Below are 26,565 nucleotides of genomic sequence, written 5' to 3' on the forward strand. Positions count from 1 at the left end.
GTTTCAAACGCGCACCAGCCCAAGCTTCTTGGGTCTGCCTCACCCCGGGTTCGTCGGCCACCATTGCCCGCCGAAACCCACGGCATGCGATTCGCACAGCGAGTGTGGCAACGCACGACGTGGGGATGTCGCCGTCCGCTCCGCCTACTCGGGCGGCTCCCAACTCAGCACCGGGTCCAGTCCGCGCAGCATGGCCGAGCTCGGCGAGAGCCTGATCATGGTGTCGCGCAACGCCGTTGCGGCCGGATGTGACCATTGCGCCACCGCACCGATCACCCGGGATCGGCGCGCGATCGCGGTGGTGCGGCCGCGCCGCAGGCGGTCATAGGCGTTCAGCGCCTCGGGAACAGGGTGCCGCTCCAGCACGGCGGCGAGGGTGACCGCGTCCTCGAGGGCCTGGTTGGCGCCCTGACCGAGATTCGGGGTCATGGCGTGGGCGGCATCGCCGAGCAGGGCGACCCGGCCGCGGACCAGCGAAGTCAAGGACGGCAGATCGTAGATGTCGTGGTGCAGGACGGTCGCCGGATCAACCCGGGCCAGGGCCGCCGGAATGGGCGCGGGCCAGCCACCGAACCGCCGGCGCACCTCGTCGAATTCCCCGCCCGGATAACGTCGCCCCTCCGGCGCGTCGGCGACCCCGAACAGGTAGGCGCACCCGTCGGGGAGCGGGACCACACCGAAACGCTCTCCGCGCCCCCAGGTTTCGCTGCCGCTCGGCGCGAAATCCAAAGGACCGGTGATCATCCGCCATGCGGTGTAACCGGCATACCGCGGTCCGCGCGCATCCGGCCACAGCGCCTCCCGGACCACGCTGCGAATGCCGTCCGCACCGACGACCAGGTCGGCCTCGCACACGCCCGTGATGTGGGTGACCTCGACGGTGTCCTCGAGATTCCCGATGCCGGTCACGGCGACGCCCGACCGCACGACGCCGTCGGGCAACGCACCGGCGAGGATCGAGAACAGGTCCGTCCGCCGCACGGCGACGAGGGGACCGTATCGGCGCTCGAGCTCGCCGGTGTCGGTCTTCGACAACCATCGCCCGGCTCTATCCCGAATGCCGCCCTCGATCTCCACGACCCCCGCCCCGCGCACGGCGTCACCCACACCGAGCGCATCCAGTGCGCGAAGGCCGTTGGCCCACAGTGAGATACCGGAGCCGCTCTCCCCGACCTCGGCCGCCCGCTCCAGCACCTCGACCCGCCACCCGCGCCGGGTCAGGGCGATGGCGGCGGCCAGCCCGCCGATGCCGCCACCGACCACGATCGCATTCTCGGACTTGCCCATCACGGCCTCCACTACAGCTGTAGTTACCATTCGACTACAGTTGTAGTCCCACGGGCCGATGAAAGGGAAGCCATGGTGACCGACAACGCAGATCGCCGCATCCGGCTGGCCGACGCCGCGATCGACACGCTGGCCGAGGCCGGGATGCGCGGCCTCACGCACCGCGCCGTCGACCAGGCGGCGGGTCTGCCGGAGGGCTCCTGCTCCAACCACTTCCGCACCCGCGAGTCACTGCTCGAGGCCGCGGTCGACCGGCTCGCCGACCGCGACGCCATCGAACTGGCTCTGCGTCCGCCCGATGCCACCGACCCCGACGAGGTGGCCCGCCTGCTCACCGACCTGGTGACCAAGTGGACCACCGTCGACCGCACCCGCATGCTCGCCCGCTACGAGCTCGCCCTGGAATCGACGCGCCGCCCCAAACTCCGCAGGGCCCTGCGCGACAGTGGCCTCCGCTTCCGCGCCATGGCCGCCGACCTGCTCGCGGGCCTCGGCGCCGACGAGCCACAGGTCCGCGCACACGCCTTCATCGCCTGCCTGGACGGCCTCATCTTCGACCGTCTGGCGGGCGCGGGGGAACCGGACACCCAGCAGATCTACGAGGCGTTGCGAATCCTGTTGCGCGGCTATCTGTCCTGATCCGCCGCACCGACGGCGAGCGAGGAAGCGGGCCGCGCCGCCGGCCTCGAATCGTGGCACGGCGGCGTTGGCGTACAGGGATCTCTCGGTGGAGGCGAGGCATCGAGGGCGAGGCCCGATTCGCGGTTCACGGACGCGTCGTCCCACTGGAGGAGGAACTCGACCGCAACGGTCATTCGCCGCGCCGCCTCGGCCAGGGTCTCCCGATCAGCCCACCGAAAATCGGCAGCGGTGATCCGAGGTCGGACTGCCTGTCCGAACGAGTCATTTGAGGCCCGAGCGCACGAAGGCGTTCACGATGTGCCGCTGCAGCACCAGATACAGCAGCAGAACGGGCAGGCAGGCCAGACCCGCCACCGCCATCATGGGACCCCACTGCTCCCCCTCGGTGCCCATGAAGCTGCGCAGCCCCAGTTGCAGCACCCCGTTGGAGCGGCGCAGCACCACCGCGGGCCAGAAGTATTCGTTCCACGCGTTGATGAACAGCAGAATCCCCAACGCCGCCAGCGCCGGTCGCAGATTGGGGACCACCACCGTCCACAGGATCGACCAGCTGCCGCGCCCGTCGATGCGGGCCGCGGCCACCAATTCCTTCGGGAACGCGGCCATGTGCTGGCGCAGCAGCAGCACCGCCAGCGCGGAGCACAGGGTGGGCAGCACCACGCCGACCAGGGTGTCCAGCAGGCCCAGCCGGGTGAGCAGGATGTAATTGGGCAGCATGGTGACCTGGAACGGCACCAGCCAGGTACCCACGAAGGCCAGGTACAGCAGCCGCTGGAAGCGGAAGGTGTACATGGCGAAGGCGTAGGCCGCCAGCAACGCGATCAACAGCTGACCCGCCGCCGACATCGCCGCCATGGCGAAGGTGTTCAGGATCAGCCCGGTGATGTCGACCTGCCGCGCCGCGTCGGTGACGTTCGACAGTGACAGCGGCCACGGCACCGGGGACAGCGAGGTGACGTCCTCGGGCCGGCGCAGCGCGGTCGCGAAGAGCCAGTAGATGGGGAACACGCAGACCAGCGACGTGCCCGCCAGCAGCGCGTGGCCGCCGGCGGACCGCAGCCGCTCGAACAGCGGTGAATCAATCATCGTGGAAGGCAACCTTTTCCGAGATCCAGACCAGGCCCGCGGCCACCACGCCGAATCCGACGAACATCAGCACTCCCGCGGCGGCGCTCATCCCGGCGTCGAAGCTGTGGAAGGCGTACTCGTAGAGCAGGTAGTAGATGTTCGTGGTGGCCTGCGCCGGCCCGCCCTGGGTCATGGTGTCGATGAGCGGGAAAGTCAGTGTGGGACTGAGCAATACGGTGGTCAAGATCAGGAACACCAGGGTCGGCGAGAGCAGCGGCAGGGTGATCCAGCGCCGGATCTGACCGGCGCTCGCGCCATCCACGCGCGCGGCCTCGTCGTAATCGCCGCTGATCCCGGCCAGCCCGGCCCACACCACCAGCACCGCGAAGCCGAGTAGCTGCCAGCCGGTGATGCCGATGATCACCCAGTGCGCGGTCCGCGCGTCGTAGACCCAGTTGCGCTGCGAGCCGAGCACGCTGTCGACGAAACCGGTGCGCGGGTGCAGCAGCCAGCGCCAGACCGCGGCCGCCGCCACCGGAGCGACCAGGAAGGGCGCGAAGATCAGGGCGTGGTAGATGGTGCGGGCCCGCGCGCCCACCCGGCGGCTCGCCAACGCGATGAGTACCGGCAGCCCGACGGTGAACGGCAGCAATCCCGCGATCAGCACACCGGTACGGCGCACCGAGGCCCAGAACGCCGGAAGCCCCACCAGCCGTTCGTAATTGGCCGATCCCACCGATCGCATGGGCGAGGTCGGCAGCAGATTCCAGGAGTAGGTCGACAATTGCAGGGCCTGCGCCAGCGGCTGGTAGGTCCACACCACCAGCAGCACCAGCGCGGGAGCGAGATACAGGTAGGGGGCCGCGATCCGGCCCACCCGGCGCGACAGTGCGCGGCGGGGACGCGCCGCCGGTGCCGAAGCGATCACCGGCGGCGCGTCCTGTGTGTCGAGAATGACGAACACCGGCTACCCGGCCTCCGCCGCGAGAGCGGCCAGCCGTTGCTGCACCTCGGTGTCGGCCTTGTCGTAGATCCGGGTGCCCGGGGCCGCCTCCACCGCGGTCGCGATGACCGTGGAGCCGAGCACGTCCAAGCGGGTGAAACCGGAGCCGACGAAACCCTGCTGGCGTCCGGCCGGAGCCATGGCATCGATGCGATACGCCAGCGCCGGGCCCACCCACACCGGGATTCCGGCCAGCGCCGACGCCGCGGTCATGTGGTTGTGCCCGCACAGGATCATCCGGACGTCAGTGCCCGCCACCACCTCGGCCAGCCGGTCGGCGTCTTCCAGCTTGAGGAATTCGGCGGCGGGAATCGCCGAGGGCAGCGGCGGATGGTGCAGCACCAGCACCGTGCCGCGTGCGGCGGGCCGCCGCAACTGCTCCCCCAACCAGGCCAGCTGCTCGGGTTCGAGCCTGCCATTGTGGCGGCCCGGGGTGGTGCTGTCCATGCCGATCAGGCGCAGCCCGTCCACCTCGAGCACCCGATCGTGCGGTCGCGCGCAGTCCGCCGAGCCGGGCTCGAGCCCGAGCAGTTCCACTCCGAAAGCGGTGCGCTCGTCGTGGTTTCCCATCACGTACAGCACCTGTGCGCCCAGTTCGGCGGCCGCGGGTTCGACCACGCCGCGCAGCCGCCGGTACGCCTCGGGCGCGCCGTTGTCGGCGAGGTCACCGGACAGGATGAGCGCGCCGATACGCCGCCCGCCGGTGCGCAGCCGGTCGAGGACCCCGGCCAGCGCGGTGAAGGTGTCGACGGTGTCGAGCACCGGTTCCCCGGCCGCGCGCAGATGAGTGTCGGTGAGCTGCACCAGAGTCAGATCGGTCATGACGCGGGCAGCAGTCTGGCGCCCTCGGTGCGGGCGGCGGTGAGCGTGGACTGCGGATCCTTGCCCTGGAACACGACCGACTCGACGGCGTCCATCATGCCGTCACGGATCTGCAGATAGTCGTTGCCCGGCATGGAAACCCACGGCTCCATGGTGGCCAGCTGCGCGATATTCGGTGTCAGCAGCGGGTTCTGGGCGGCCCAGGCGCCGAGCACGGCCGGATCGGTGACCATTTCCGAACGCAGCGGCAGGTAGCCGATATTGCGGGAGATCTGAAGGTAGGCGTCCTCGCTGGTGAGATACTTGATCAGCTCCCAGGCGGCGCGCTGCTTGGCCGGGTCGCCGGACAGGATGTGCAGTCCCGCACCGGAATTGGTGGGCACGGCGGCCTTGTCGCCGAAGCGCGGCAGCGGAGCGGCGCGCAGGTCCCATTTGTCCTTCGCACCCGCCACGAAAGTGCCCTGGATGGCGCTGGTTTCGAGGATCATGCCGATCTCGCCTCGCGCGAACGCCTCGTAGCCCTGCTTCTGGGCCAGCTTCGGCATCGATCCGGTGGTGACCAGATCCTGCGCCATCTTGGTGACCTCGACGCTGGGCGCGTCGGCGTAGGTGAGGGTGCGGCGGTCCTCGGAGATGACGCGCCCGCCGTTGGAGCGCACCAGCGATTGGAAGCACCAGTCCTTGGCGGACTTGGTCAGACAGTCCAGATACACCCCGCCCTGTCCGGTCTTGGACGTGATCGCCTTGGCATCCTCGGCGACCTGCTGCCAGGTCGTCGGCGGCTTGGCGGGATCCAGGCCGGCCGCGGTGAACAGGCTGGCGTTGTAGTACAGCACGGGGGTGGAGAACACGAACGGCACGCCGTAGGTGTGGCCGTCCCAGTCGTCGAGGGTGCGGGCGCGCGGGTGGTAGTGGAAACGCGTGCCGTCGAAATTCTGCTGCACGGCCTGCTTGCCGAACAGCGTGTCCAGCGGCTTCGCGCCGAGCTGGTGAATGGTGAAATCCAGGTCACTGAAGCCCAGTTGGGCCACATCGGGCGGTGTACCCGCGACGATCTGGTTCTGGATGCTCGAGATGGTGTCGGTGGCCGGGTTGGGGCTGTTGCCCTGCGGCTTCTGCGCGGTCACCTTGATGTTGGGGAACTTCTTGGAGAAGTCGGCGATCAAGGCGTTGAAGGTGTCGGTCCACGGGCCGGCGAGGCCGTAGTTGTAGGACTCGAAGACGATCGAGACCTTCTGATCGGGGCCCAGTTCGGGGACCTGCGCGGTGGAGGTCTGATCGGTGGCGGTGGTGCCGCTCAGCCCGCAGCTGGTGAGCGCGAGGCAGGCGGCGAACACCAGGCCCAAGACGGGCACGGTGCGTTTCACGGGTTTTCTCCTCATCGAGTGGTGTTCGAAGTTCAGGCGACGGACGCCGCCGCGACGTCCTGGACGGCCGGTTCCGGCTCCTGCCAGGTCAGCCTCAGGCCGCGGTCCGGGTCGAAGAGATGGATGTCGGTGGCATCGGCGCGCAGCCCGATGTCCTCGCCCACGGCGACTCCCGCGGGTCGGGGCGCGCGCACGCACAGGTCCGCGGCGCCCGTGGCGACGTGCACCAGCTCCTCGCTGCCGAGGTTCTCGACCATGGTCACGCGGCCGCGCACGGTGGTCGCGGCGGGATCGATGCGCAAGCGTTCGGGCCGGATGCCCGCCAGCACCGCGGTGCCGTCGTCGGGTCCGCCGGAAAGGCCCAGGGCGGCGTCGATGCCGTCGGCGCGCATCCGCAGGGCGCCCTCATGCGAAACCACCTCCGCCGGAAACAGATTCATCGGCGGGGAGCCGAGGAATCCGGCGACGAAGGCGGTGCGGGGACGGTCGTAGAGCTCCTCGGGAGTGCCGACCTGTTCGACCCGGCCCGCGTTGAGCAGTGCGATCCGTGTGGCCATGGTCATGGCCTCCACCTGATCGTGGGTGACATACAGGAACGTGGCACCCAGCCGCCGGTGCAGGGCGATGAGTTCGGCGCGGGTGGCGCTGCGCAGCTTGGCGTCCAGATTCGACAGCGGCTCGTCCATGAGGAACGCGCCAGGATCGCGAACCATGGCCCGCGCCAGAGCGACTCGCTGACGCTGCCCGCCCGAGAGCGCGGCCGGCCGCCGCTCCAGCAGCGCCGACAGCTCCAGCGTGCCCGCCACTTCGCGCACCCGCTGGGCGATCTCAGCACGAGAACGTCGACGGGCGCGCAGCGGGAAGCCGATGTTCTTGGCCACCGTCAGATGCGGATACAGCGCGTAGCTCTGGAAAACCATGGCCAGATCCCGCTGCTGCGGTGCCGCGTCGGTGATGTCGGCGCCGTCCACCAGGATCCGGCCCGTCGAGGGCTGCTCGAGGCCCGCGATCATGCGCAGCAGCGTGGATTTGCCGCAGCCGCTGGGGCCGAGCATTACCAGGAACTCACCGTCGGCGATGTCGAGGCTCACCTCGCGCACCGCGTAGTCGGTGCCGAATCGTTTCGACACCTTGTCGATTTGCAGCCGGGCCACGTCTCTCCTTCAGACCGGCGCGGTGCCGGTCGTGATCCAATTCGCCACGCCGGTCGCGATGGCGGGCGCGTCCTTCACCCACAGGAAGTGGTCGCGATTGCGGACGGCCGAGCTCTCGTCGATATGCCATTGCGTCACCCGCGCCGCGGGCATGCGCGAAACCAGGAAGTCCACATTGGATTTCGGGCCGAGCACATCCTCGGACAGCGAGATGGCCAGCACCGGCAGCGTCATGGCGGCCAGCAGCGAGTTGTAGCGGCGCTTGGTGCCGCTGGGGCGGTAGTAGCTGGTCAGAGAGTGCATCGACCAGTCGACCATCACGCCACCGGGCATGGGCGCGGGAATCAGCACGCCGCCGGGCCAGTGCCCGCGCACCCGGGACACCAGGCCGATCCACTGGATCTGGCTCAAGGCCTCCCACCAGCGGCGCGGGCCGAAGGCCCACCAGAACACGGTGCCGGTGCCGATGACCGTGACGCCGACGATCCGGCCGGGTTCGGCGGCCGAGAACAGCAAGGCGAGTTGACCGCCCAGGCTGTGGCCGAACAGGTGGATCGGCGCGCCCGGGAAGCGTTCCTCGACCGCGGCCACGATGGCGGGCAGATCGATCTCGATCATCTCGCGGTAGCCGAAGTCGGTGTGCTCGCCCAGGGCGGGCGTGGCCTCGCCGTGGGCGCGCAGGTCACAGGTGGCCACCGAGAGCCCTTGGGCCTGTAGGGCTTTGGCGAGCGAGAAGTAATTGCGGGCTTTCATCGCCATGGCGGGCAGGATGAGCACGACCGGCGCGTCGGGCCGCTCCGAAGGCAGGAAGCGCACGGTGAACGACACGCCATCGGTGGTTTCCACCCGCGTGGACTCCAGAGTGCCGAATTCCGACCGGGACTCGGGGGTGGCGGTGGTCATGACGCCTCGGTTCCGGCGATGGTCACATCGCATACGTAATCGAAGGTGAACTTGGCGACCACCACCTCGTTGTCGTCGAGCAGCGACGCCTTGCCGGACAATTCGAACCGCGCCGACTCCGTCGCGGCCAGAATGACGGACAGCTCGGGCTGGTCAACGGTCGCCACGGCGCGGATACGGCCCTGCGCCGGTTTGCGATACGACGCGGTGCCACCCCGCAGGACCAGCCGCTCCACCGTGTACAGCCGCTCCGCCGCAGCGCCCACGAACGCCGCCGCACCGGCGATATCCGCGGCCGTGAACAGCGCGCCGGCATGCACGGTGCCCATATGATTGCGCACCTGTTCCACCGCCGGGATCTCCACCACCGCCCGCTCGCGGCTGATCTCGGTGACGAGCGTGCCGACGTGGCCGCCGAACGGCACCAGCGCCTGCGACACCGCGCGCAAGTACTCGTAATCGACGGCGTCGTAGTCCAATTCCGGATACGCGGCGGCGAATCCGGCCAGGGTTCTGGTCATCTCTGTGTTCCCTTCTGATCGCGTTCTCAGCGGGGTCCGCGCAGCACGCGGCGTGCGATGGACCAGCGCAGCACTTCCGAGGGCCCCTCGTAGATGCGGAATGCCCTGGCCTCCACCAGGAATCGAGCGACCAGGTGGTCCTCGCAGACGCCGAGGCCGCCGTGCAGCTGCACGGCGCGGTCCAGCACGCGCCAGACCGCCTCGGAGACGAAGGTTTTCGCGACCGAGGTCTCGTGGCGGGCCTGCGGGGAGGCCGGTCCGCAGACATCGACGGTCTCGGCGACGGTGCGCACCAGGCTGCGGGCGGCCGCGATATCGATCTCGTTATCGGCGACCAGGCCCTGGGCGATGCCGTGTTCGGCGATCGGAACGCCGAAAGCCGAACGGCGCGTGATGTGTTCGACGGTCAGCTGCTGCGCGCGCACGGCCAGGCCCAGCCAGTTCATGCAGAACACCAGCCGCGAGGGCGCGAGCCGGACCTGCGCCAGCTCCAGGCCGCGCCCCACCTCGCCGAGCACGGCGGCATCGGGCACCTCGCAGTCGACGAACTCGACCTCGCAGTGGCCGCCGGGAGCGCTGGTGTGATCCAGGGTCGGCATGCGGCGACCCACCCGCAGACCGGGATTGTCCTGATCGACCAGGAACATGGTGGGCCCGTCGGTGGTCATGGCCACGCAGATGGTGAAGGCCGCGCCGTTCGCGCCGGTGGTGAAGTGCTTGGCGCCGTTGATGACCCAGCCGTCATCGGTCTCGTGGGCGACGGTGCGCAGCATGCGCGGATCCGATCCCGCCCCGGGGGCGGGCTCTGTCAGGGCAATGGCCGAACGCACCTCGCCCGAGGCCAGCGGGGCCAGGTAACGCTCCTGCTGCTCGGCATCGGCGACATGGGCCAGCAGGTGGATATTGCCGTCGTCGGGGGCCCAGGCATTGACCGCGAGCGGCCCGAGCAGGCTCGCGCCCGCGGCCTCGAGCACCTGAGCCTGGCCACGGGTGTCCAGGCCCAGGCCACCGTAGCGCGGGTCGGACAGCGGGCCGAAGACTCCGGCTTCCTTGGCCTTCTTCTGCAGATCCAGCCGCAGGGCGTCGTCGGTGACGCGGCCGCCGGCCACCACCTCGCGTTCCACCGGGTAGACGTGCTCGGTCACGAATGCTCTGGTCCGTTCGACCAGTTCCGCCACAGCGCTCATAGCGCCAGTGTCGGCCCGGCACCGCGCATCCCGGCCGGGCGATCGTCAATGCCTATCGGGCGAATCGACTCCCGCTACCGACGCGCGATCGCCGCCCGGCTCGGACAGGGTTGGGCTCGACACCGACTCCACGAGGGGATGCGATGAGCGAGCTGACGGTCCGGGTCACCGACCGGCGGGACGAGGCCGAGGGCGTGTTCGCCCTCGAGCTGGCCGCGGCCGGTCCGGGCGCGCTGCCGCGGTGGACCCCGGGCGCGCACATCGACGTGCACGCGGAAAGCGTTGGACAGCGACAGTACTCGCTGTGCGGCGATCCCGTCGACGAGCGGCGCTGGCGCATCGCCATCCTGCGCGAACCGGCCGGCCGCGGCGGCTCCGAGCATCTGTACCGCACCGCGCACCCCGGGACCGAGCTTCGGGTGTCACTGCCGCGCAACAACTTCGCACTGGTGCCCAGTGCCGAGTACCTGTTCGTGGCGGGCGGGATCGGCATCACGCCGATCCTGCCCATGCTGGCCGCCGCCGAGCGGGCCGGGGCGCGCTTCAGCCTGTACTACGGTGCGCGCACCCGAGCGCACCTGGCCTTCACCGGCGAGCTCGCCCGATACGAGCGGGTGACTCTGGTGCCGCAGGACGAAGCCGGGCTGCTGCCGATCGCGGCGCTGCTGGCCGAGACCACCGCGACCGTGTACTGCTGCGGTCCCGCGCCGCTGCTCGACGCCGTCGAGAGCGAAGGCGCGCGCCGCGGGCTTTCGGTGCACACGGAGCGGTTCACGCCGCGGCGCGTCGACAACGGGGTCGATCGCGCCTTCCAGGTCCGGCTCGCGCGCAGTGGTCAGGTGCTGTCGGTCGCGGCGGACCGGTCGATCGTCGACGTCCTCGAAGGCGCGGGCGTCGCGATCGTCACCTCCTGCCGGGAGGGCACCTGCGGCAGCTGTGAGACGACTTTCCTCGAAGGCGAAGTGCAGCACCGTGATTCGGTGCTGTCCGCCGAAGAACGCGCCCGCGGCAGGACCTTGATGCCCTGCGTCTCGCGGGCGCTCTCCGACGTTCTCGTGCTCGAGCTCTGACACGGGAAACACCAAGAAAACACACGCAGAGAGAAACAGATGAGGAACACTGCTGCGGCGTCCGCGCTGCTCGCTGCCGGACTGTGCATCAGCGCCGGCATTACCGGAACGGCCGGGGCCGACACCCCCGAGGCCGTGAACTACACGGCGACCAGCACCCCGACGACCACGATCGTCCGGACCGACGCGGGCTCGATGACCGTCGAGGATGGCGTCTTCAAGATCAAAGCCGCCGACGGCACCGTCCTGGCGGGCACCGAATTGTCTTTCCGCGTCGACGATTTCGTCTTCCCGATCGCGGCCGACATCAGCGACCGCACCGCGACCCTGACCCCTCAGTTCGACGAGGCGCACGCGGTCTACAAGCCGGTCGCTCTCCCCTACGAGGACCAGGCCCCCTGGAAGACCCAGTACGACCGCGAGCAGGCCGCGTGGGGTCGCATGCGTGACTCCATCGCCCTCGGCGCCACCATCGGCACCCTGGTCGGCGGGCTCGGCGGCGCGGGCCTGGGCTGCCTGGCGGGCGCGTCGGTCGGTCTCGCCCTCACCGGCGCGCTGGCCACGCTGTTCGGCGCGGGTCCGCTGGCCGGTTGCATCGCGGGTGCGGCCGCCGTCGGCTTCCTCGGCACCATCGCGGGCCAGCTGCTCGTCACCGCCCCGGTCGCCATCGCCGCCGCCATCCAGTACTTCACCACCATCAACCAGCCCTTCACCCCCGCCAAGTAGGCGGCACAGGCCCGGCGAACCTCTCGCCCGGGGGACACCGACCCCGCCCGGATCTCCGATCCGGGCGGGGTCTTTCGTTCACACGCCGAAAACGCGGCGGGCATTACCGTCCAGATACAGGTCGCGGGTTTCCTCGTCGAGGCCCAGGGCGTCGAGACCGTCGAGGGCATGCTGCGGGAAGATCATCGGGTAGTTGGTGCCGAAGAGGACCTTGCGACGGCCGGTGCCGGTCTTCAAGTACGAAACCAGTTCGGGAGGCAGGCGTTTCGTGGTGTAGGCCGAGGTGTCGATGTAGACGTTGGGGTGTTTGCGGGAGACGGCGATCATCTCCTCGGTCCACGGGTAGCCGATATGGCCGCAGACGATGGTGAGGTCGGGGAAATCGAGGGCCACCTGGTCGATGTACGGGATCGGGCGGCCCGTTTCGGAGGGGCGCAGCGGACCGGTGTGGCCGACCTGGGTGCAGAAGGGGATGCCCAGGTCCACGCAGGCCGTGTAGAGGGGGTAGAAGCGGCGGTCGGTGGGCGGGGTCTCCCACAGCCACGGGAGTACGCGCAGGGCCTTGAAGTCCTGGTCCCGGACGCGGTGGCGCAGTTCGCGCACCGAGTCCATGGGGCGGCGCAGGTCCACCGAGGCGATGCCGGAGAAGCGGTCGGGGGCTTCGCGGACCCATTCGGCCACTTCGTCGTTGGAGATGAGAACGCCCTCCGGTGCGGACCAGGCCGACAGGAGGGCGTGGTCGACGCCCGCCGCGTCCATGGCGGCGAGCGTCGACTTCAGGGGGATGTCGCCGGCGGGGATCTCCGCGCCGGACCAGCGGCGCAGCGAGGCGAACATGTCATGGGCGAGAAAGCGGGCCGTGGGGTGCTGGGCCCAGGCGTCGACGGTCATCTGCGCGTGCTCCTTCGCGTTGCGTGATGCCGCCTTCCATCATGCCGGTGCGCCCACCGGCGCGGTGAGGGAACCGATCAACGCGGTGTCGTGGGTGGCGGCACGGAAGCGCGGATGGTCGAGCACATCATGTAGGAACTCGGCGGTGGTGGCGACGCCCGCGCCGCGAATCCGGGTCTCCGCCAGGGCGCGCCGCATCCGGGCGATGGCGGTGGCGCGGTCGGGTCCCCACACGATCACCTTGGCCAGCAGCGAATCATAGTTCGGTGGAATCGAGTAGCCCGCCGAGATATGGGTGTCCACCCGCGTGAACTGGCCTCCCGGCAGTACGCATTCGGTGAGAGTGCCCGGGGCGGGCGCGAATTCGCGTCCGGGATCCTCGGCATTGACCCGGCATTCGATGGCCACTCCGCGGGGCAGGCCGCCCGGGGGCACGGTCAGCCGTTCCCCCGCCGCGATGCGCAACTGCTCGGCGACCAGGTCGATACCGGTGATCATCTCGGTGACCGGGTGCTCCACCTGCAGGCGGCAGTTCACCTCCATGAAGTAGAAGTTGCCGTCGGCGTCCAGCAGGAATTCCACCGTGCCCGCACCGACGTATCCGGCGGCCCGCGCGCCGCGCACCGCCGCCGCGCCGATGCGTTCGGCCAATTCGGCGGGCAGCCCCGGGGCAGGCGCTTCCTCCACCAGCTTCTGATGCCGTCGCTGCAGCGAGCAGTCGCGCAGCCCCACATGCACCACGCATCCGTGCGTGTCCGCCAGGATCTGCGCCTCCACGTGCCGCGCCGGCTCCAGATACCGTTCGATGTACAGCCTGCCGTCGCCGAAGACGGCGGTGGCGCCGGCACGGGTCTGCTGCCAGGCGGCGGCGAACTCACTCGGATCGCGCACCACCCGCATACCGCGCCCGCCGCCGCCGGCCACCGCCTTGAGAATCACCGGATACCCGATATCCCCGGCCAGATCCCGCGCCTCGTCGACCGTCTCCACGGGATCGCGGCTGCCGGGCAGCAGCGGCAGTCCCGCCTCGGCCATCAGGGCCCGAGCGGTGGACTTGTCACCGAGCCGGGCCATCACCGCGGCCGGAGCGCCGACGAACACGAAGCCCTCCGCCTCGCAGACCTCCGCGAAATCCGGGTTCTCCGAGAGGAATCCGTAGCCGGGGTGGATGGCATCAGCGCCGGTCGCGCGGGCCGCCTCGATGACGGCGGGAATGTAGAGATAGCTGCGCTTGGCCGGGCTCGGACCGATCTGGATCGATTCGCCGGCCATGCGCACCGCCGGCGAGTCCCGGTCGGCCGCGGAATGCACGGCCACGGTGTCGATCCCGAGTTCGGCGCAGGTGCGGATGATCCGGACCGCTATCTCACCCCGGTTGGCCACCAGTAGCTTGCGGATCGGCGGCGTCACCGCAGCACCTCGAACACGATCAGCGGCTGCCCGTGCTCCACGGATTCACCGTCCTCGACGAGGAATTCGGCCACCACGCCCTCACTCCCGGTGGTCACCGGGATCATGAGCTTCATGGCCTCGACGATGGCGACCTGCTGGCCGGCCCGCACCGGGTCGCCCTCGGCCACGAACGGGGCCGCGCCGGGTTCCGGGGACCGGTAGAAGACGCCGACGGTCTCCGCGGTCAAGGTGAATGTGGCCGCGCTGGAATCCTTTCCGTCGTTCGCGCCGGGTGCGGTCGGCGCCGCGGGTGCGGGGCCGACCGGGAGGTGCGGTGCTGCCGCAGCGGTGAGCACCGCGTTCCCGGCCTGGCCCGCCTCCCAGCCGACCTGCAAGACCACCGGGCCGTTGGCCACGGTCACCGAGGTCGGTGCGGGTGCGATCCCGGCGCGCACGGTCAGGGCGTGGCGGGCCAGCACGGTCAGGCTGTGGTCGGCCTCCGTGGCGCTCACGGCGCGGGCCGAGCCGAGGGCCGCCGCGGCGGGTCCGGAGGTCGTGTGGGTGGCGGCGGGCGGTGCGGTGATGCCGTTGTCGGTCATCGGTTCTCCTGGAGGTCGTTGGGGGCCGTGCCGAAAACCCGGAAGCGGGCGTGCCGCTGGGCCGCCAGATCGGCGGCGGGCAGTGTGCGCAGCTCGTGCAGCGCCTGCCGCAGCGCGCGGCGCAGCAGTGCGGTGGCGGTGGCGGGGTGGCGGTCCGCACCGCCCTCGGGTTCGGGCACCACCGCGTCGGCGATGCCGAGTTCCAGCAGCGCGGCGGCGTCCACCCGCAGTGCCCGCGCCGCGCGCGGCGCGGCCGCGGCGTCCTGCCACAGGATGGAGGCGCAGCCCTCGGGGCTGATCACCGAGTAGACGGCGTTCTCGCAGACCAGCACCCGGTCGGCGACGGCCAGCGCGAGCGCTCCCCCGCTGCCGCCCTCGCCGGTGATCACTGCGACCACCGGAACCGGCAGTCCGGCAAGCAGTTTCAGGTTCTCGGCGATCGCGACGGCCTGCCCCCTCTCCTCGGCGGCGATGCCGGGATACGCCCCGGCGGTGTCGACCAGGGTGACGACCGGCAGCCCGAGTTTGGCCGCCAGCCGCAGCACCCGCGCCGATTTCCGATAGCCCGCCGGTGTCGGCATGCCGAAGTTGCGTTGCGCGAGTTCGGCGGCGGTGTGCCCCTTCTGGGTACCGATCACCGCGACCGGCACCCCGTCCAGTCGCGCCAGCCCGGCCACCATGGCCGCGCAGTCGGCGCTCATCCGGTCGCCGTGCAGTTCCACGAACTCCTCGAAGGCCCCGGCCAGGTGATCCAGCGTGGTGGGGCGGCCCAGACGCCGGGCGGCCCGTACCCGCTCCCAGGGGTCGGCGACGGCGAGGGTCGCCGGATCGGTGCGCACGGCCTCGGCGTCGTCGGTGTGCGGCCGCGACGGGCGAACGGTCATGCCCACCAGCCGGATCAGCCGATCCCGCAGCGCCGAGCGGTGGCAGATCATGTCCACGATGCCGTGTTCGAGCAGGAACTCCGCGGTCTGGAAACCCGGCGGCAGCGTCTGCCCGATGGTCTGGCGGATGACGCGCGGGCCCGCGAAACCCAGGCGCGCACCGGGTTCGGCGACGATCACGTCGGTGGAGGTGGCGTAGGAGGCGGCGACCCCGCCGTAGGTGGGGTCGGTGACGACCGAGACGGTGAGCACGCCCGCGTCGTCCAGGCGGCGCAGCGCGCAGCTGGTCTTGGCCATCTGCATGAGCGCGACGATGCCCTCCTGCATGCGCGCCCCGCCGGAGGCGGTGACCACGATGAGCGGACGCCGTTCGGCCAGCGCGATTTCCGCGGCCGTCGTCACCGCCTCGCCGACCGCGCTGCCCAGGCTGCCGCCCAGAAAACGAAAGTCCATGGCCGCCACCACGACCCGGACCCCGCCCAGGGTGCCGCGCACGCACAGCACGGCGTCGGGCATGCCGGTGGCCTGACGCGCGCTGTCGAGCCGCTCGGGATAGGGCCGGGAGTCGCTGAACCCCAGGGGATCCCGCACCGTCGCGGCGTGGTCGACCGGTGTCGCGGAGTCCTCGTCGAGCAGCAGGTCGACGCGCTGCCGCGCGGTCAGCATCCCGTGGTCATCGCATTCGGGGCACACGCGGTCGGCGCGCTCGTAGCGTTTGACGTAGATCATGGCCGAGCAGCCGGGGCACAGCATCCACGCGGTGCCCGCGGCCGTGCCGGTGTCGAGTACGGTCATCGTTCCTCCATCGGGCGCGGAATGTAGCGGCCGAGCGCGGCCGGGAGCCGCACGCCGGCGGTCCGCAGCTGCGCGATCCGGGTGAGATAGGCCGCGCCGGTCATCACCTGGTCGGCGATGTCGGCGACCGCGCGGTTGCCGGGTGCGGCGAGATAGCTGCCCGCCGCCCACGAGTTGAACGCGCCCATGGCCGGGCCGCACCAGATCTGGTAGTCGGGCACCCGTTCGGCGTCGCCGCGGATGCTCCAGCCCGAGGACAGCCCCAGATACCAGCGGAAGATGAGAGCCATGCGCGCCTTCGGGTCGCCTTCGGCCGAAACCAGCTGGGCCGGATCGCGTTCGGTGAAGAAGGCCACGCAGTCCTGCCACACCGTCTGCAGCGGACGCCGGAACAGTGTGGCCTCCAGATCCTTTCGCACCTCGGCGGGCAGGGCGTCGATGCCGTCGTAGGCCCGGTAGAGGTCGTAGAGCCGTTGTGCGCGGGCGGCGAACATGCTGCCACGCCGCAGCACCTGCACCTGCACGCCCAGTTCGAACATGTCCGAGGAGGGCGCCATCGCGCAGTCCGCGAACTGCGCGGTGGCCAGCAGCCGCTTGGTGGCCTCGCACTGGGCCGCCTCGCGGGCGGACTGATTGATCGACCCGGTGACGACGTAGGCCGCGCCCATGGCGAAGGCGCCGGCCGCCGCGTCCGGGGTGCCGATGCCGCCCGCCGCGCCGATGCGCACCGCCGCCGCGGCGGGCACGGTGCGGGCCACGCGATCCCGGACGGCGAGGAGTTCGGGCAGCAGCACCATCAGGGGGCGGCGGTCGGTGTGGCCGCCCGAATCGGCTTCGGCGGTGATGTCGTCGGCCATCGGCACCCGGGCCGCCAGTTCGGCCTGGGCGCGGGTGATGCGGCCGTCGGCGACCAGTTTCCGAAGCAGCCGCTCGGGCGCGGGACGCAGGAACGGTTCGGCGACTTCGACCCGGGAGACCTTGGCGATCACCCGATTCCTGATCTCGACGTTTCCCTGCCGGTCGGCCGTGAGCCCCGCGGCCCGGTAGCGCACCACCTCGGCGGTGAGGTCCATGAACGCCGACGCCTCCACGCACCGCACGCCGTGGCGCAGGCACGCGTCCACGATGGCGCGCTCCAGCGCGGGCTCGGACGGACTGTGGATCAGGTTGCAAGCGAAGGGCTTCCCCGCCAGCCGCCGTGACAGCCCGGCCAGCGCGGCGTCGACCGTGGCCGGGACAACGCCGGCCGCGCCGTAACTGGCCAGGTATCCGGCTTCGGCCATGGCCACCACCAGTTCGGGCGAGGCGATTCCGTTGGCCATGGCCCCGGCCGCGTAGGCGGCCCGCACCCCGTGCGCGGCCCGGAAAGCGCTGTCGCCCAGCCGCTCCGGCGGCAGCGGCGGCACCGCCGCGAGCACTTGGCCGTGAGCGGCGACGGCGGGATCGGAAGTGGCCGCCACCCGTCCCTCGGTGCGCACGATCCAGCAGGGCCGGTTCAGGTCCAGCAGCACGGCGGCGATGTCGGCGGTCTCGGTGGCGGCGGGTGGGCGGACGGTGGTCATGCCGGCGCCTTTCGATCGGCGAGTTCGACGGCGAGGTCGATCAATTCGTAGATGCGCAGCCCCGGCTTCCACAGCGAGCCGTCGACCACGACCGTGATGCCGTTCTCGCCACGGTGCACCGATTTGATGTGCGCCTCCAGCTCGACGGTGCCATCGGTGGGCAGGAACTGGCCGCGATAGCGCCAGCTGAAGGCGATGTCGGCGGGTATCCGGAACACCGGGTCGGCCATGCCTTCGGCGAAACCGGCGTCGATCATCCATTCCTGCACGGCGTGGATGACCGATTCGACACCCAGCGAACCTGGAATCACCGGATCCAGGTGGAAGTGACGGGCGAAGAACCAATCCCGTGGGTCGATGGTGCGCAGCGAACGCAGGTATCCCGCACCGTAATCGCCCCCGTCGTCGACCACCTCGACGCGGTCGACGAGGGCGAGTGTGCGCCGCGAGCAGGCGCGGGCGGCCGGATCGGCGCGGCGGGCAGCCACATCGATGACCCGGGTGCGGGCTTGCGGATGCGCCGAAAGCCAGCTCGGCACGTACCGTCCGGCGTCCAGACCGGTCTGATTGGCCAGGGCCTGGTCGCTGAAGTAACCGAACATGGTCTCGCCCCGGTAGAACGGCTCGCCGTCCACACTGAGGGTGTAGTCGAAGGTCTGCAGTGACGAGCCCGGCAGGATGGTCGTCGACAGCAGCCGCGAGGACTGCCGGATCGTGGTGTCGCGCAGGTCGATCTGCCGCAGCACGGTGGCGGTGCCGCCCAGGTTGCGCAGGCTCAGGGTGGCGCCGGGCTGGGTGAGCGTCGGCCCGGCGTAGTAGCCCATGAGCAGCGCCGCCTGCAGCGAGGTCTCCATGTACACGAAATGCGGCATGGAGTCATTGGCGGTATCGCCGTAGTACCAGGAATCGGCGGGCGAATCGTATTCGGTGTCGTAGGAGGCGGATTCGAGGTCGCCGCGGGCGCCGTCGAAGCGCAGAACCCGGTCCACCAACAGCAGGCCGCCGGTGGGCAGGCGGGTCGCGCGCACACCGGTGTACGGCGCGAACTCCGGCCCCATCGCGATGGCCTGGTCGCCGCGCGCCAGGTGGGCCATGTGGAACTCGTTGAGCAGCAGGCCCGGCGCGGCATGGCCGGGCCCCACGTCGGCGCCCGGCCGCTCGGCGACCATGACGGTGACCGGCAGCGCGCCGGCGACGCCGTCCACTGTCGCGGTCGCCTGCAGGAACGGACGCGGCACCACATCGAGCCGGTCGACCACGAGATCGACGGTGCCGCTGCCGAATCCGGGCGCGTTCTCGCCGACGCCGCCGGTGAGCGTGCTCCCCGACAGGCACAGCGGCATGCCGGTGTAGAGCGCGAACACCTCCGCCGCCTGCAGGGCCGCCGCGCGCGGATCACCCTCGAAGCGGGCCACGACCCGACCGTCGCCGGTGCCGCCGTACAGCTCGATCGCGCTCACCTCGGTGAGTGCGAGCGGTGTGGTGGCCGCCAGCCGCGCCGCCACCTCCACTCCGTCACGGTGGTGCGCGCCGCCGAACACGGCACTCATCTCGGCGGCGGCCAGCAGCTCCAGCGCGGCGCGATCCAGCCGCGCCACCCCGGTGCGGGCCAGCGGCTTGAACGCCCCCTCCCTGGCGTGGGCCGATATCGGCTGCCGGGTCCTCTGTCCCGCGTCCACGCCGGACGACTCCGCGCCGACGGTGGGTGACACCGTTCCCGCCTCGGATGGGTCCGGCCCGGCTCCGGACAGGACCGCTTCCGTCCGTGGCCCCGGCGTGCGCGCCCTCCGCCAGATCGCCCGCTGCAACGCGGTCTGTGCGGTCAGCGCCGCGTGGTGCGCCTCGAGCACGCCCGCGCGAATCTGGGCTATCGCCTCGGCTGTCACCGGGTGCACGGCTGCGGCGGGCTCCGCCGTCCACGTCACCGCCGACTCGGCCGGCCGCGTCGCCGGGAAGGGCGAGGGACCCTGCACCGCCCGTGCCGGTTCCGGCGGTTCGGCGGCCGGGGGCCGCGCGCCGACCGGATCGAAGGCGATGCCGTCGAATTCGAGAACTGTCATGCCGTCCACCGCCTCACCGAGGTTCGGAACTTCTCCGTCAGATCGGGTGTCGTGAGCACCGCGACATCCGAGAACCGTTGCAGCACCGTCCCGTCGGTCGCCACTGCGGTCGCGTCGATCAGGGCTTCCATCCGGGTCACGCGCGGGTTGTCGACCACCACCAGGAACGATGCGTCCACCGGGAGCGGCCGGTAATACTCCACCCGGCCGACCCCCAGCGGCAGGCAGGCCGCGCCGAGCAGGCGGTGACCGAGCACGGGCGGACATTGCAGGACCAGGTCGGCCAGCACCGGATCGTGCAGGCGTCCGGCGAACGCGCCGTGCGCCACGGGATCCGCCGCGAGGGCACATTCGAAGACCATGGCCTCGTCGCTTCCGGCGCGCACCCTGCGCAGGCCCTGCAGAGCCGGGGCGTGGAACTGGATCGCGTCGCGATAGATGCGGTCCGCGCTCTCTCCCTGCCCGTCCGGAACCTGCTGCCGTGCGGGCTGTTCCGCGCTCGCCGCGAGCAGCAACGTGGCGCGGAAGCGGGCCGCCGCGTCGGCGAAGACGGTGGCGTGCAACGCCATCGACCCGTCGGCCGTCTCGGCGGGCCGCGACTCGAATTCCAGGGTGGTCACGGGGTGGTCGAACACCAGTCCTTTCAGTACCTGGAAGTCGCGCGCTCCCACCACGATTCGGCCGGGATGGGTGCGCTCGGCCAGGTTCACCATGGCCCCCAGCCCGAAGGTGGCCGGGAGCACGATGTGCTCGCCGATCCGGTGGGCTTCGATCACCGGGTTGTCGACCAGGCCCGCGATCGCGCGGCGTGCCCGCACCGGCACCGCCGGTGTGTCGGCGGTCGAGAGCGCGGTGGCCGCGCCGACCAGCAGGATCGGCTCTTCCCGTCGCGCCGCGGTGAACTGCGCGGCGAACGCGGCCGCACCCGCGGCCGGCGCCAGCAGCGGAACACCGCGCGCCGCGAAGTGTTCCCGCAGTGCGGGAGTCACCATGCCGCCGTCCCACGCACCCCAGTCCAGGGCGGTGACCCGGCGTTCCGGATCGCGCGCTCCCCAGCTGACCGCGAACCGGCCCAGCGCCTCATTGGCCGCCGCGTAGTCGGCCTGTCCGGTGTTGCCGAACAGTCCGGCCACCGAGGTGAACAGAATCAGGTGCCGCGGCTCTCCGGCCGCGGCCAGCACCGCCGCCAGTCCGGTCAGCTTGGGTCCGAGCACCCGTCCGATCGACTCCGCCGTCTTGTCGGGAATCAGCGAGTCGGCCAGCACGCCGGCACCGTGCACGACACCGGTGATGTCACCGCGCCATGGAGCGAGAGCGGCGGCCAGCGCGTCGGCATCGGTGGCATCCACCGCCAGGTACTCGGCGCGATCACCGAGGGCGGCGAGGGTGGAACGGATTTCGCGGACGGCACGGACATTCTCACAGGCCCGGTCGATCTCCCGTGGGGTTACCCCGGTACCCGCCAGGGCCCGTACCGCGGCGGGTTTGAGGTCGGGGTCGGCCACGCCCGCGGCCCACTCCGGGTCCTCGCTCAGCGCGGTGCGACCCAGCAGCACGAAGCGGCAGCCGCTGTGCCGGGCCAGTTCCAGGACACAGGTCGCGGTGACGCCACGCGCGCCGCCGGTCACCACCAGGGTGTCGGCCTCGGTGAGCAGCGTCGCGCCGAAATCGGCGCCGGCGCGGACCATCTCGACGGTGCGAGCCGCGGCGTGACGACTCGGCACCGGCGTGCGGCGCGTCCCGGTCACGTCGATCCCGACCTCGACAGTGTCGAGGGCGGAGTCGCAGAGTTCCTCGAGCACCAGCTCCGCCAGCCGGTGCGGCAGCGTCTCCGGGTCGATGTCCAGGGCTCGGCAGAACAGTGCGGGCTGTTCGGCGGCAAGGGTTTTCACCAGTCCGCCGAGCCCGCCGAGCAATGCCGCCACCGGTTCGGCGTCACCGAGGAAGCCGAGCTGCCCGTCGAGACGGGTGATGGTGGCGAACCCGGCCCGGTCGCTCGCTGCCCGCAGGCGGGGCAGCACCTGCCCTGCCGCGAGGATCGCGTCGGTCAGAATGCCCTGCGCCTGCGCCCATTCCGTGGCTACTCCCGCGACCACCACGCAGATGTCCACCGGCCCGGTGCCGGTGACCGCGCCGGACCCGGAGACTCGCCGCACCGACCAGTTACGTGCCCGCAGCTGCTCTTCCAGTGCCTCGCAATCGGTTTCGCCCGATTCGTCCAGGCATACCAGCACGGCGTGCCCGGCCGCCCGGTAGGGATCCACCGCCGGATCCACCGGAGCCAGCTCGACAAGTTCCACCACGTGCCGCGGCGCTTCGGCCGCGGCCTCAGCTTTTGGGCGGACATCACCCCCGGCCAGCTCGCCCACGATCTGGTCGAGCGTGCGCAATGTGCCCAGCTGCTCGGGACCGAGTACGGGCAGCTCGGGAAACCGCTCCTGCAACGCGCCGATCACCTGCACCCGTTTGATCGAGTCGACCCCCAGATCAGCCTCCAGATCCATGGCCGGATCGACCATCTCGACCGGATACCCGGTCTTGTCGGCCACCACCTCGCGAAGCGCCCGCCGCAGCGAATCCGCGGACAGGCCACCCGAACCGGACGCCGGATCGCCCGCCGTCTCGGCCTGCGTCACAACCGCGTCCGCCCGGCCAGCGGGCGCGTCCACCTCGGGGGCGACGATGTTCGCAGCCGAGCCGAACCCGGCCAACTCGTCGGCGACCTGATCCAATGTGCGCAGCGTGCCCAGCTGTTCCGGCCCCAGCACCGGCAGCTCGGGGAACCGCTCCTGCAACGCGCCGATCACCTGCACCCGCTTGATCGAATCCACGCCCAGATCAGCCTCCAGATCCATGGCGGTGTCGATCATCTCGACCGGATATCCGGTCTTCTCGGCGACGACTTCTCGCAGCGCCCGTCGGACCGTGTCGGCCGACGGCCCATCCACACCGATGGACTCGGCCGCCGTGGCCGCGTCCTCCGCCGCCCGGGTCGCGACACCATTGCCCGGCAGGGTGATCGCCGTCTCGTGACCGGCGGGGCCGCCATCGGGTACCGAGAGACCGCCGGCCGCGGCAGTGCGGGCCGGCGCGGTGTGAGCAATGCCCGGCGCGAGCGCGGAGACACCGTTCCCGGTCGCGCCGTCCGCGGTGCGCGCCGAGACGGCGGGGCCGTGCGGTGCCCCCGCCTCGGGCAGCGTCGCCACCGGATCCGATTCGACGTAGACGGGCACCGAGCGCGACCGCACCGCGCCGCCGCCCTCGAGGGCGGCCAGTTGTGTCACGACATCGCCTGCGCGCGAGTGGCTTTCGCTGATCGCCAGGCCGTGATCCTTGACGGCCTCGATGGCGCGCACCAGCAATTCGTCCACATGGCCGTGACGCAGGGCTCCGGCCAGATCGCGGGCCAGTTCGAGCTGTCCGTCCAGGTAATGGCGGTGGGTGTGCAGATGCTGCACGAGCGCGCTGTCCAGCGCGTCCGGCGCCGGGATGCGGTACTGCGGTTCCGCGGTCACGGAGTTCTCCTGGGTGCTGGGCGCGGGCCGGTCACCCCGGCCGGGCTGGGCAATGGGGTTGAGCCGACCGTGCGCGCCGCCACCGTTTGCGGTGAGGCGGGTCGGCGTGCCGAGTTCTGTGCGGGCGGCAACGGTCGCCGGGGCGGAAAGCGTTCCCGCCGTGGCTGGTACGGCCGGGCTCGCACCGGTGGCTACCTGTCCGCCCGGCGCGAATGCCGCGTGCGCGGTCCCCGCCGAAGCATCGACCGCAGCCGCGGGTCCACCGGGCGCGTCGACCACCTCGGCGGCCGTGAGGCTCACGCGGTAGCCGTCGGACAATGCCGCGGCGTACGCGGCGCGGCGTGTCTCGGGCACGTATTCCGGAGCCGAGATCGTCACCGTCATCGCGGGCTTCTTCGCCGGGGCGGCCGGCTCCGGCGCGTTGCAGCGGTTGATGCCGCGAATGTCGAAGCCGAGCACGGCGAGCCGGACGGCGGCCCGCTTGAGAGCCAGGTCACCATTGCCGATCGGGCCGGAGTCGGTGGGGATGGCGATGATCTCGTCGCCGAAGGTGCGCCGTGCCAGCGAGGTCAGCACCTGTTTGGGGCCGAACTCGACGAAGACGGTGCAGCCGTCGGCCCGCATGGCGGTGAGGGCGTCGTAGAACTCGACGGGGTTGCTCAGCTGCGCGGTCAGGGTGGCGCGGTTGGCCTCGGGATCCGCACCGTAGGACGCGCCGCGGGTATCGGCGTAGACGGGAGCGTCGGGCGTGCCGATCGTCACCTCCGCCACCGCCGCGCCGAACGCCTCGACCGCGTGCCCCACATACGGGGTGTGGAAGGCGCCCGAGACCGGCAACGGCCTTGTGATCCAACCCTTTTCGGTGAATCGCCCGGTGACGGCGGCGACACCGTCAGCGCCGCCGCCCACCACGACCTGATCGGGGGCGTTGTGGTTGCAGATCCACACGTCGTCGATGCCCGCGAGCGCCTGTTCGACCTCGGCGCGCGACGCGCCGACCGCCACCATGGTGCCCGCCTCGACGCCCTCGGGAACGGTCATGGCCGCGCCGCGCGCCCGTGCCAGAGCGTGGAAATCCGCGGTGGCGATCGCGCCGGACGCCCACAGCGCGGTCAATTCACCGAAACTGTGGCCCAGGTAGCCGTCGGCGCGGAAGCCGAACTCGCTCAGGACCTGGAACTGTCCCGCCGACAGCGCGCCGATGGCCGGTTGCGCGAATTCGGTGCGCCGCAGCATGTTCTCCTGCTCGGCGCGGGTGTCCTCGTCGAAAGCGGGCGGCGGGAACACCACCGCGCCCAACCGTGTCGCGGCTCCGGCGAACACGGCGTTGGCGGCGTCGAAGGCCGCGCCCACCGGCGGATTGTTCAGCGTGGTGGCCACGCCCATGTCGACGTACTGGCTGCCCTGACCGGCGAACAGCGCACCCGCCCTGCGCTCGGGCAGCGCGGCGGCACGGAAGTACACGCCCTCCGGGTGATCCCAGTGCGGCGCTCCGGGATTGCGCGTGAGCTCGTCCACGACGAGTTCGCGCAGTTCGGCGACGGTGTCCTCGTCCAGCGAGACGAAACCCACCCGGGCATGGTGCTCGGGAATATCGCCGCCGTCACCGCCGTCGGTGCCGCGCACGGCCTCGATCAGTCCCGCCGCATCCGGCGCGTGCCAGATATGCGCCCGTGGTGTCCGGTGCAGCAGCGCCCCTCGCGCACCGTCGGCCTCCTCCAGCACCAGGTGGAAGTTGGTGCCGCCGAAGCCCATTGCCGAGGCCGCGGCCCGCCGCACCGGGCGCATCGGATCCAGGATCCACGGCCGGGAACGAGTGTTGACATAGAACGGCGCTGCGCCGGAGGCGATTTCGGCGTTCGGCTCGTCGACGTTGATGGTGCCCGGCAGCACCTTCTGGTGCAGCGCCAGCGCCAGCTTCATGATGCTGGCCGTGCCCGCCGCGCCCTTGGTGTGCCCGATCTGGGACTTCACACTGCCCAGCGCCGCGAAGCGGGTCTCCGGACTCGCCTCGGACAGCAGCCCTTTCAGCGCGGTCAGCTCGGTCTTGTCGCCGACCGCGGTGCCGGTGGCGTGCGCCTCGATGAGTTCCACGCCGGCGGGCGAGCAGTCGGCGTCGGCGTAGGCACGGTCCAGCGCCACCCGCTGGCCCGCGGCGACCGGCGCGTAGATGCTCTTGGCCCGGCCGTCACTCGACGATCCCAGTCCGCGGATCACCGCGTAGATCCGGTTGCCGTCGCGGCGCGCGTCCGCGAGCCGCCGCAGCGCCAGCATCGAAATGCCCTCGCCCAGCAGGGTTCCGTCGGCCCCCGATCCGAACGGGCTGATTCGCCCGCTGTGCGAGAGCGCTCCCACCTTGGAGAAGCACATGTAGATGAAGATGGTGTTCTCGGTATCCACGCCACCGGTGATCATCATGTCGGCCCGGCCGTCGCGCAGTTCGGCGATGGCCGTGCGGATCGCGGCCAGCGAGGCCGCGCAGGCCGCGTCCACGGTGCAGTTCATACCGCCCAGCCCGAGCCGGTTGGCCACCCGCCCGGCCACCACATTGGCGAGCAGACCCGGGAACGAATTCTCCTCCCACGGCGCGAAAGCCGCCGCGAACCGGTCCGCGATCGCATCGGCGTCGGCATCGGACAGGCCGACCGAGCGCGCCGCCTCCTTCAGCACCGGGGTGGACAGCCGCGCCGCCAGGGGATGCATGAGCGGCACCGGGCCGGTGGTGCCCAGCACCACACCGGTGCGCGACGGGTCGTACCACGCCGACCCGGTCGCGCCCGCGTCGGCCAGCAGATCGCGCGCCACGGTGAGGCTGAGCGTCTGCATGGTGCTGGTGACCTCGAGCTGATTGGGCGGCAACCCGAACTCGAGCGGATCGAAATCCACGTCGGGTAGGAAAGCGCCGCGCCGCGAATAGGTTTTGTCCGCGGCCGCCGGATCCGGGTCGTAGTAGTCGTCCAGGCTCCAGCGCGAAGCGGGCACCTCCTCGGTGCAGTCGACACCGTCGACGATGTTCTGCCAATACTCTCGATGGTTGCGTGCCTTGGGCAGCAGGCCCGACATCCCGACAATGGCAATCGGGTCGCGTGCCAGGCGTCTGTCGTCCGTCACGAAGAA

General features: G+C 70.9%; 19 protein-coding genes. 3 read left to right on the forward strand and 16 right to left on the reverse strand.

What is annotated here, in order from left to right; all coding sequences use genetic code 11:
• Positions 1-144: 144 nt before the first annotated feature.
• Positions 145-1,317: an FAD-dependent monooxygenase gene (locus GLP40_RS17565; RefSeq protein WP_230329642.1), complete on the reverse strand. Its 1,173-nt coding sequence runs from the start codon at positions 1,315-1,317 to the stop codon at positions 145-147.
• Between the two features lie 45 nt (positions 1,318-1,362).
• Between GLP40_RS17565 and GLP40_RS17570 the strand changes: the two genes are divergently transcribed.
• Complete coding sequence (locus GLP40_RS17570; protein WP_196054710.1) at positions 1,363-1,926, forward strand: TetR/AcrR family transcriptional regulator; 564 nt, start codon at positions 1,363-1,365, stop codon at positions 1,924-1,926.
• A 264-nt stretch (positions 1,927-2,190) separates the two neighbouring features.
• Here the strand turns inward: GLP40_RS17570 and GLP40_RS17575 are convergent, their stop codons facing one another.
• Genes GLP40_RS17575 through GLP40_RS17610 form a run of 8 tightly spaced genes read right to left on the reverse strand, consistent with a single transcriptional unit; the run spans position 2,191 to position 9,954 of the window.
• The gene (locus GLP40_RS17575) at positions 2,191-3,015 is read right to left on the reverse strand and encodes a carbohydrate ABC transporter permease (protein WP_154788966.1); all 825 of its coding nucleotides are present in this window, start codon (positions 3,013-3,015) and stop codon (positions 2,191-2,193) included.
• A complete protein-coding gene (locus GLP40_RS17580; RefSeq protein WP_328290291.1) occupies positions 3,008-3,961 on the reverse strand; it encodes a carbohydrate ABC transporter permease in 954 nt (317 codons plus the stop codon). Before GLP40_RS17580 ends, GLP40_RS17575 begins: the two co-directional genes overlap by 8 nt.
• A gap of 3 nt (positions 3,962-3,964) precedes the next feature.
• Positions 3,965-4,822: a metallophosphoesterase gene (locus tag GLP40_RS17585; RefSeq protein ID WP_154788967.1), complete on the reverse strand. Its 858-nt coding sequence runs from the start codon at positions 4,820-4,822 to the stop codon at positions 3,965-3,967.
• Positions 4,819-6,189, reverse strand: a complete 1,371-nt coding sequence (locus tag GLP40_RS17590; RefSeq protein ID WP_328290292.1) for an ABC transporter substrate-binding protein — start codon at positions 6,187-6,189, stop codon at positions 4,819-4,821. Before GLP40_RS17590 ends, GLP40_RS17585 begins: the two co-directional genes overlap by 4 nt.
• Before the next feature lie 32 nt (positions 6,190-6,221).
• A complete protein-coding gene (locus GLP40_RS17595; RefSeq protein ID WP_328290293.1) occupies positions 6,222-7,343 on the reverse strand; it encodes an ABC transporter ATP-binding protein in 1,122 nt (373 codons plus the stop codon).
• Positions 7,344-7,352: 9 nt separating this feature from the next.
• The gene (locus tag GLP40_RS17600) at positions 7,353-8,246 is read right to left on the reverse strand and encodes an alpha/beta hydrolase family protein (RefSeq protein WP_154788969.1); all 894 of its coding nucleotides are present in this window, start codon (positions 8,244-8,246) and stop codon (positions 7,353-7,355) included.
• The gene (locus GLP40_RS17605) at positions 8,243-8,767 is read right to left on the reverse strand and encodes a YiiD C-terminal domain-containing protein (RefSeq protein ID WP_154788970.1); all 525 of its coding nucleotides are present in this window, start codon (positions 8,765-8,767) and stop codon (positions 8,243-8,245) included. The genes GLP40_RS17600 and GLP40_RS17605 overlap by 4 nt, the downstream gene beginning before the upstream one ends.
• Before the next feature lie 26 nt (positions 8,768-8,793).
• On the reverse strand, positions 8,794-9,954 hold the full coding sequence (locus GLP40_RS17610; RefSeq protein ID WP_154788971.1) for an acyl-CoA dehydrogenase family protein: 1,161 nt from the start codon (positions 9,952-9,954) through the stop codon (positions 8,794-8,796).
• 143 nt (positions 9,955-10,097) lie between these two features.
• Between GLP40_RS17610 and GLP40_RS17615 the strand changes: the two genes are divergently transcribed.
• Together GLP40_RS17615 and GLP40_RS17620 are read left to right on the forward strand one after the other, a co-directional pair.
• Complete coding sequence (locus GLP40_RS17615; protein WP_154788972.1) at positions 10,098-11,024, forward strand: PDR/VanB family oxidoreductase; 927 nt, start codon at positions 10,098-10,100, stop codon at positions 11,022-11,024.
• A gap of 39 nt (positions 11,025-11,063) precedes the next feature.
• The gene (locus GLP40_RS17620; RefSeq protein ID WP_154788973.1) at positions 11,064-11,750 is read left to right on the forward strand and encodes a hypothetical protein; all 687 of its coding nucleotides are present in this window, start codon (positions 11,064-11,066) and stop codon (positions 11,748-11,750) included.
• Positions 11,751-11,828: 78 nt separating this feature from the next.
• Here GLP40_RS17620 and GLP40_RS17625 read toward each other — a convergent pair whose 3' ends face one another.
• The 7 genes from GLP40_RS17625 to GLP40_RS17655 are packed head-to-tail and all read right to left on the reverse strand — an operon-like array spanning position 11,829 to position 26,559.
• A complete protein-coding gene (locus GLP40_RS17625) occupies positions 11,829-12,641 on the reverse strand; it encodes an amidohydrolase family protein (protein ID WP_154788974.1) in 813 nt (270 codons plus the stop codon).
• 39 nt (positions 12,642-12,680) lie between these two features.
• Positions 12,681-14,051 (reverse strand): acetyl-CoA carboxylase biotin carboxylase subunit, encoded by a 1,371-nt coding sequence (locus GLP40_RS17630; RefSeq protein ID WP_328290294.1) that lies wholly within the window; start codon positions 14,049-14,051, stop codon positions 12,681-12,683.
• Positions 14,048-14,632: an acetyl-CoA carboxylase biotin carboxyl carrier protein gene (locus tag GLP40_RS17635; RefSeq protein WP_154788975.1), complete on the reverse strand. Its 585-nt coding sequence runs from the start codon at positions 14,630-14,632 to the stop codon at positions 14,048-14,050. The genes GLP40_RS17630 and GLP40_RS17635 overlap by 4 nt, the downstream gene beginning before the upstream one ends.
• Complete coding sequence (accA, locus tag GLP40_RS17640) at positions 14,629-16,311, reverse strand: acetyl-CoA carboxylase carboxyl transferase subunit alpha (RefSeq protein WP_154788976.1); 1,683 nt, start codon at positions 16,309-16,311, stop codon at positions 14,629-14,631. Before accA ends, GLP40_RS17635 begins: the two co-directional genes overlap by 4 nt.
• Positions 16,308-17,873: a PfaD family polyunsaturated fatty acid/polyketide biosynthesis protein gene (locus GLP40_RS17645; RefSeq protein ID WP_154788977.1), complete on the reverse strand. Its 1,566-nt coding sequence runs from the start codon at positions 17,871-17,873 to the stop codon at positions 16,308-16,310. The genes accA and GLP40_RS17645 overlap by 4 nt, the downstream gene beginning before the upstream one ends.
• Positions 17,870-19,933, reverse strand: coding sequence for a hotdog family protein (locus tag GLP40_RS17650; RefSeq protein ID WP_154788978.1), 2,064 nt, complete (start codon positions 19,931-19,933; stop codon positions 17,870-17,872). Before GLP40_RS17650 ends, GLP40_RS17645 begins: the two co-directional genes overlap by 4 nt.
• Positions 19,930-26,559, reverse strand: a complete 6,630-nt coding sequence (locus GLP40_RS17655; protein WP_328290295.1) for a polyketide synthase — start codon at positions 26,557-26,559, stop codon at positions 19,930-19,932. Before GLP40_RS17655 ends, GLP40_RS17650 begins: the two co-directional genes overlap by 4 nt.
• Positions 26,560-26,565: the final 6 nt, after the last annotated feature.

Origin of the sequence: Nocardia aurantiaca (assembly GCF_009708175.1) — a bacterium.
Taxonomy (GTDB): domain Bacteria; phylum Actinomycetota; class Actinomycetes; order Mycobacteriales; family Mycobacteriaceae; genus Nocardia; species Nocardia aurantiaca.

Coding starts and splice junctions, on each gene's coding strand:
- GLP40_RS17615 (WP_154788972.1), top strand. CDS start 10,098: ATGAGCGAGCTGACGGTCCGGGTCACCGACCGGCGGGACGAGGCCGAG.
- GLP40_RS17635 (WP_154788975.1), bottom strand. CDS start 14,632: ATGACCGACAACGGCATCACCGCACCGCCCGCCGCCACCCACACGACC.
- GLP40_RS17605 (WP_154788970.1), bottom strand. CDS start 8,767: ATGACCAGAACCCTGGCCGGATTCGCCGCCGCGTATCCGGAATTGGAC.
- GLP40_RS17645 (WP_154788977.1), bottom strand. CDS start 17,873: ATGACCACCGTCCGCCCACCCGCCGCCACCGAGACCGCCGACATCGCC.
- GLP40_RS17610 (WP_154788971.1), bottom strand. CDS start 9,954: ATGAGCGCTGTGGCGGAACTGGTCGAACGGACCAGAGCATTCGTGACC.
- accA (WP_154788976.1), bottom strand. CDS start 16,311: ATGACCGTACTCGACACCGGCACGGCCGCGGGCACCGCGTGGATGCTG.
- GLP40_RS17575 (WP_154788966.1), bottom strand. CDS start 3,015: ATGATTGATTCACCGCTGTTCGAGCGGCTGCGGTCCGCCGGCGGCCAC.
- GLP40_RS17585 (WP_154788967.1), bottom strand. CDS start 4,822: ATGACCGATCTGACTCTGGTGCAGCTCACCGACACTCATCTGCGCGCG.
- GLP40_RS17650 (WP_154788978.1), bottom strand. CDS start 19,933: ATGACAGTTCTCGAATTCGACGGCATCGCCTTCGATCCGGTCGGCGCG.
- GLP40_RS17620 (WP_154788973.1), top strand. CDS start 11,064: ATGAGGAACACTGCTGCGGCGTCCGCGCTGCTCGCTGCCGGACTGTGC.
- GLP40_RS17565 (WP_230329642.1), bottom strand. CDS start 1,317: ATGGTAACTACAGCTGTAGTGGAGGCCGTGATGGGCAAGTCCGAGAAT.
- GLP40_RS17600 (WP_154788969.1), bottom strand. CDS start 8,246: ATGACCACCGCCACCCCCGAGTCCCGGTCGGAATTCGGCACTCTGGAG.
- GLP40_RS17625 (WP_154788974.1), bottom strand. CDS start 12,641: ATGACCGTCGACGCCTGGGCCCAGCACCCCACGGCCCGCTTTCTCGCC.